5 protein-coding genes are annotated in these 5,780 nt (G+C 64.4%); 3 read left to right on the top strand and 2 right to left on the bottom strand.

From position 1 onward, the window contains the following. The 3 genes from JSV65_18955 to JSV65_18945 all read left to right on the top strand — a co-directional run. Positions 1–594: hypothetical protein (locus tag JSV65_18955; protein ID UCH34572.1), on the top strand; the 594-nt coding region annotated here is incomplete at its 5' end. Then, on the top strand, positions 591–1,577 hold the full coding sequence (locus JSV65_18950; protein UCH34571.1) for a sugar ABC transporter permease: 987 nt from the start codon (positions 591–593) through the stop codon (positions 1,575–1,577). The genes JSV65_18955 and JSV65_18950, both read left to right, overlap by 4 nt. After that, a complete protein-coding gene (locus JSV65_18945) occupies positions 1,574–2,446 on the top strand; it encodes a carbohydrate ABC transporter permease (protein UCH34570.1) in 873 nt (290 codons plus the stop codon). The genes JSV65_18950 and JSV65_18945 overlap by 4 nt, the downstream gene beginning before the upstream one ends. A 97-nt stretch (positions 2,447–2,543) precedes the next feature. Here the strand turns inward: JSV65_18945 and JSV65_18940 are convergent, their stop codons facing one another. Both JSV65_18940 and JSV65_18935 read right to left on the bottom strand, forming a co-directional pair. After that, positions 2,544–5,339 carry a carboxypeptidase regulatory-like domain-containing protein gene (locus JSV65_18940; GenBank protein UCH34569.1) on the bottom strand — a complete coding sequence of 932 codons (2,796 nt, stop codon included), beginning with the start codon at positions 5,337–5,339 and terminating at the stop codon, positions 2,544–2,546. A 213-nt stretch (positions 5,340–5,552) separates the two neighbouring features. Then, positions 5,553–5,780 (bottom strand): hypothetical protein (locus JSV65_18935; protein ID UCH34568.1); only part of this gene is annotated, 228 nt, incomplete at its 5' end.

Here is a 5,780-nt window from a genome sequence, read left to right as displayed (position 1 = left end):
GGCGGGTGGGGTTCTGGGACGATCACGTTCTTCGCCGGCGGCAAAGGGGCGATGGCGCTCGGCGGCCGCTGGTGGCTGTGCACGATGCGCAGCTACGAAGGCCTGCGCCTGGGCGTGGCTGAGTGCCCGTACGGGAGAATTCGCGTGTTCCGCGGGTACGGGCGCGCGACGCTCGTCAACCGCAACAGCCCGCGCCGCCACCACGCCCTGGAGTTCCTACGGTACGAGGCGGGCAAGCCGTACAACGACATCATCAACCACCAAGCCGACGCCCTGTCGCCCGTGATTCGCTATACCTACACGCCCGAGTTCCTCCATGACCCGGAGTATCCCGAAGAGGATTTCAATGCGGTGTGGCGCGACGTGATGCAGTACGCGCAGCCCGAGGACATCAGCCCGTTCGTTAACGGCCAGGCTGCGGCGCGCATCTTGAACAAGCAACTCGACCTGGTGAAGAATGACCAGAAGCCCGTCGCGGCCGCCCTGCGCGACGCCGCGCGCAAAGTGAACGAGGAGATCGCGGACAATCTCGAACGCGACCCGACGCTGCGCGCCGCCTATCGGAAACTCACGGGGAGAGACCGACCGGAGTGAAAACTCGCCGATACGAGCTGCTGGCCGCGATCGGTTTCCTGCTCCCGAACTTCATGGGCTTCGTGGTGTTTACCGCGGGGCCGGTCCTGTTCTCGCTTGGGATGAGCTTCTCCAACTGGAATCTTCAGCGCACCATCCCCTTCCAGTGGATTCCGTTCGGTAATTTCGTGGAGCTGATGCACGACCCGGACTTCTGGCTCTACTTCGTCAACACCGCTTACCTGATGCTCGGGATGCCGATCGCCATCGCGGGGTCGCTGTTTCTGGCGGTGCTGCTGAGCCAGCGCCTGCGCGGGATCGTGGTGTACCGCACGCTGTTCTACCTGCCGACGTTCACCGCCGGCGTCGCGATCATGATTCTGTGGAAGGCGCTCTACAACCCCGACTTCGGGCCGATCAACGCGGCGATCAACTGGGCGCTCGACACGTTTGATCTGAATCGGGTCCTGGGCGCGCTCGGCGGCAGCGGCGTGACGGCGCCGGTATGGCTGCTGTCCACCAAGAACCTGTTGAGCCTGGGGGTCGAGCAGGTGCGTTTCGCGGCTGGCCAGTGGGGGCTCGGCGCGCGCGATGCGCTGATCATTATGGGCATCTGGATCGCCATCGGCGGCAACAACATGCTGCTCTACATCGCGGGTATCAGCAACATCCCCGAGGAATTGGTGGAAGCGGCGCAGCTCGACGGCGCCGGAAGTTGGGCCGTTTTCCGTCACGTCACGTGGCCGCAGCTCGCGCCGACGACCTTCTTCATCGTCGTTATGAGCTTCATCGGCGGCCTCCAGGGCGGCTTCGAGCAGGCGCGGGTGATGACGCAGGGCGGACCGGCCGGCACCACGACGACCATCGCGTACTACATCTACACCAAGGCGTTCGAGGAGTTTCAGATCGGGTATGCCTCGGCGCTGTCGTGGATTCTGTTCTCCTTCATCTTCGTCATCACCGTCGTGAACTGGCGGCTTGGCCATCGCGAGTTGAGCTATTGAGCATCGAGCAAACAGCTAGGGTGGGGGAGAGGCCGGCGGGCTTCCGCGCGTGGTGGTATCGGCGCGGACGCTTCGGCGTCAGTCATGTCGTGCTCGGGATCATGGCCGTGACCATGCTCGTGCCGTTCATGTGGATGGTGCTCGCGAGCTTCAAGCCGCTCGTCGAGGTGGAACAACTCAACCCGCTGCCGACGGTCTGGCGCCCCGAGAACTACCTGAAGGTCTTCGAGCAGATCCCCTTCGCCCGCTATTACTTCAACAGCCTGTTCATCGCCGCGTGGGTGACGTTCCTGCAGTGCCTCACCAGCGCGATGGCGGCCTACGCCTTCGCGCGGTTGCGCTGGCGGTGGCGCGATGGGGTCTTCCGCCTTTACCTCGCGACGCTGATGATTCCCGGCGTGGTCGTGATGATTCCGAACTACGCGCTGATGGTCAAGCTGCACCTGCTCGACAGCTACCTCGGGCTCATCGTGCCGGCGTCGTTCAGCGCCTTCGGGACATTCCTGCTGCGTCAGTTCATGCTGACCATCCCGCCGTCCCTCGACGAGGCGGCGGCGATGGACGGGGCGGGGCCGTGGAGCATCTTCTGGAACGTCATCATGCCGCTGTCGCGGGCGGGGCTGGTGACGCTGGCGATCTTCACTTTCCTCGGCAACTACGGGTCGTTCTTCTGGCCGCTCATTCTGATCAAGAGCGAGCACCTGCGTACCTTGCCCATCGGCATGCTCTACTTCGACACGATCTACGGCCGTCAGACGAACCTGATCATGGCGGCAAGTGTCATGAACATCATCCCGCTCGTGATCCTCTTCGTCGTGGCGCAGAGGTTCATCGTTCGCGGCATCCAACTCGGAGCGGTGAAGGGGTAGGCGGCGATCACAGCCCGCGGTGCCGATCGCGCCTGAGCGCCATCGCGTTAGGCGGAAATGCACACGCTGGCAGATTACCCCGACCCCTGCGGCCGGCCTATTCGTGGAGCAGGAAGAAGTTGGCGTAGCTCGTTGCCCCGGCAGTCACCGCTATGCCGGCCTTGGTCTGCGGCAGGTAGCCTGCCTTGCTCGCCTGCACCGTGAACGTGCCTGCCGGCAGGTCGCTGTCAATGTAGTACACGCCGTAGGGCGCCGTCGTCGTCGCCGTCGCCCACAGCAGCCCGCCGGAGTACGCTTTGACGGTGGCCCCGACAATCGGCGTGCCGCTCACCTTATCCTTGACCTGGCCCATCAGCCCCCCGGAAGGTTGCAGGTTGAAGTTGAGAAACGTCGTCGCCCCGGGCGTCACGCCGATATTCCATTTGTACTGCCGCACGTAGCCCTGCTTCGAGGCGCGCACGAGATATAAGCCGGCCGCGAGATCGCGTTTGATCTCGTAGATGCCCCAGGGCGGCTGGCTGGTGCCGCTCGCCCACACGGCGCCGTAGTCGAATACGTCAACTGCGGCGCCGGGCAGCGGCGCATTCAAGGCCGCGTCCTTGACCTGCCCCTTGAGCGTGCCCGAAATGCCCAGCGCGAAGTTGACGTATGCCGTCGCCCCGCCGGTCACTACGACGTTCCACTTCGTCTGACGCACGTAGCCGTCACGCGAAGCGCTGATCTTGTATGTGCCGGCGGGCAGTTCCTCACCGAATGAGTAGATGCCGTACGGCGCTTGGCTGAGGGTCGTCGCGACCCATGTGTCTCCGTCATACACGTTCACCGCGGCGCCCGCCAGCGGCAGGCCTGTCGCGCTATCCTTGACTTGACCCTTCAGCGGGGCGTACGGCTCGAGCGAGAAGTTGACGTAGCTCGTGTCACTCGCGACGACGCTGACCGGCCCCTTGGTTTGCGTCCGGTAGTCGGCCTTGGCGGCGGATACAGTGTAGCTTCCCGCAGGGAGGTCGGCGGCTATGGAGTAGATGCCGCGGCTGTCCGTCGTGGCGACCGCTTGTAGTTGGCCGCCGAGATAAGCGGAAACGGTCGCGTTGGGTATGTTCGTCGTCGTCCCCCACTCGCGTACCTGGCCCATGAGCGCCCCGGACACCTCGAGGCCGAAGTTCACGTAGGCGGTCTCGCCGAGGTTGACGGTGATCCCGGCCTTCGTCTGAGTGACGTACCCCGCCTTGGCCGCCGACACGACGTACTCGCCGGGCGGCACGTCAGGTATCGTATACAGCCCGTTGGCGGCCGTCACTGCCGAGCCCTTAAGTACGCCGCCGAGATAGGCCTTGACCGTGGCACCTGCGATGTTTGTCGTCGTGCCACGCACGCGCACCTGGCCTGCGATACCGGTCGGGGCCTGCGTGATCGTCAGCGGTCTGTTCTGTATCGCGCCGACCGCGGTCGATATCTCCCACGCGTCCTCGGTCAGCTTGCCCGGGTAGCCGTCTGCCCATGCGGCGAACTTGTACTGGTACGCGCCGGGCGCATAATCATGGGCGGTCACGCTCGTATCGAAAGTGTAACTGGCGGTGAAGGTCCGCGAGCCACCAGCGGCAAGCGTCAGCCCTTGCGCGGAGCCGAAGTCTATGAGACCGATGTGGCCGGTGTCGGGATCGGCGACAGGCGTTTTTGTGTTCTCGACCTTCTGGCTGGTCGGGCTCAAGATGTCCACGTCGAGCCACAGGTCGTAGATCGGGTAACTGCTCGTGTTGGTGACTGTCACCTGCAGGCTCACGGTTTCGCCGACCTCCACGCTTGTCGGCGTCGGCCCCGTGTAGGAGACCGAGATCGCCGCCGGATACAAGGATGCGATCCCGTCCATATCGTCGCGATGCAGAGTCCGCTTGATAGTCTCGCTCCACGCGCAGTAGCTGTACATCGTCTTCCACTGGTGTTGTGTGTCGAACAGATCGCCCAGGCTCAGCCAGTGGCCGGCCTCGTGAGCCCCGACGTTTTGGATGTCGTATGCCGATGGACCGGCGCTCGCAGACCACGACTCGCTGATGTCGAATTGCGTGTCGCACTGCACGATCCACCCCTGCCCGCTGATCCACCAGGTGGCAAGCGCGATGGCTCCGCTGTACTCGGGCGGCAGCGTAGTCCAGCTAACGACGTTCTGCCCGTCGTCGTAGTTCGCCCCGCTGTTCGTCGTGGTGCCGCCGTATTGGAACTGGAACTTCGAGCGGCTCACCGGGTTCCACTCCAGGAATGCGTTCTGCACAGCGGTCAGCGCACCCGATGCGCCGCTGCCCGTCGTGTTCACATAAAACGGTATCGGGGTCGTGTACTGCCATTTGTCCCCGGCTATGTACCGCGTCCCGACCGTCGGCTCGTCCGCGAGATCGCCGGTCGGCAGGGACGCGGCGCGTCCCGCCGCGAGTGCGCGCAGGGCCTGAGCCACTTCGTCCAGCGGCCGCCGGTTCCTCGCAACCACGCCGTTCCTGACCGCAAACTTGCCCTGCATCATGCCAACCGTCCAGTAGGTTCCTCGGCCGGTTTGCCTGACGAACATCAAGGCGGTTTCGCCGGGCGTGAAGTCCGGGCTGCCGCAGACGACTTGCACCACGTCTCCGCACGGTCCGCCGGTCTTCTCGACCACGATGGGGTCGCCCGTCACCGGGCCTTTGACGTGGCTGGTGGGCTGAAAAACCGCGCGGGTCAAGGCTCCAGAGCCGTCCGTGCTCGCCTCGCTCACCACATCGCTGACCACGCCGACGAACACTCGGTCCGACTGCGCGACCAGTTCCGGGAAATCGAGCGGGACGAGAACCGTGGCGGTCGCCGTATTGCACGTGACGATACAGGCCACGATCACGGTGAAGAAGACGGCGGGAAGATGCTTGCTCACGATCCGATACCTACCTTGCTCGTTCTTGCGGTCAACCCGGGCCGTACGGCTGTGACGTCCTGCGCCGAGCTTGGCCGCGGCTCCAAGGGTTACGCACAGGGGCGCCCCAGCCGCGAGCAGCGGCATGGACGTAAGATCAGGTGCGTCGAGCACCTCCCACCTGTGGGCACCGACGGGTGACGCAACCCGCAGTTCCGCTTCAGCGATGATAGCTCAGCGGAGGTTGAAGAGCAAGGCTGGCTGGGAAGCGGCAGCGCCGGTGCAGCGCATTCCCGCAGCGTCGAGATAGCGGGCACGACCCTTGAACGCGCGGAAGCCCTTTTCACATCCCCGGTCGATGATCGCACGCAGGCGAACGCGGGCTCGGGGGAGAAACAGCCGGGAATGCGGGAGTGCGTGACCAGGACTTGCGGAAACCGAATGGATTGACTCAATGACGGC

The sequence above is a fragment of the Armatimonadota bacterium genome (assembly GCA_020354555.1).
Lineage (GTDB): Bacteria > Armatimonadota > Hebobacteria.
This window is presented reverse-complemented; position numbering and strand designations above follow the sequence as displayed.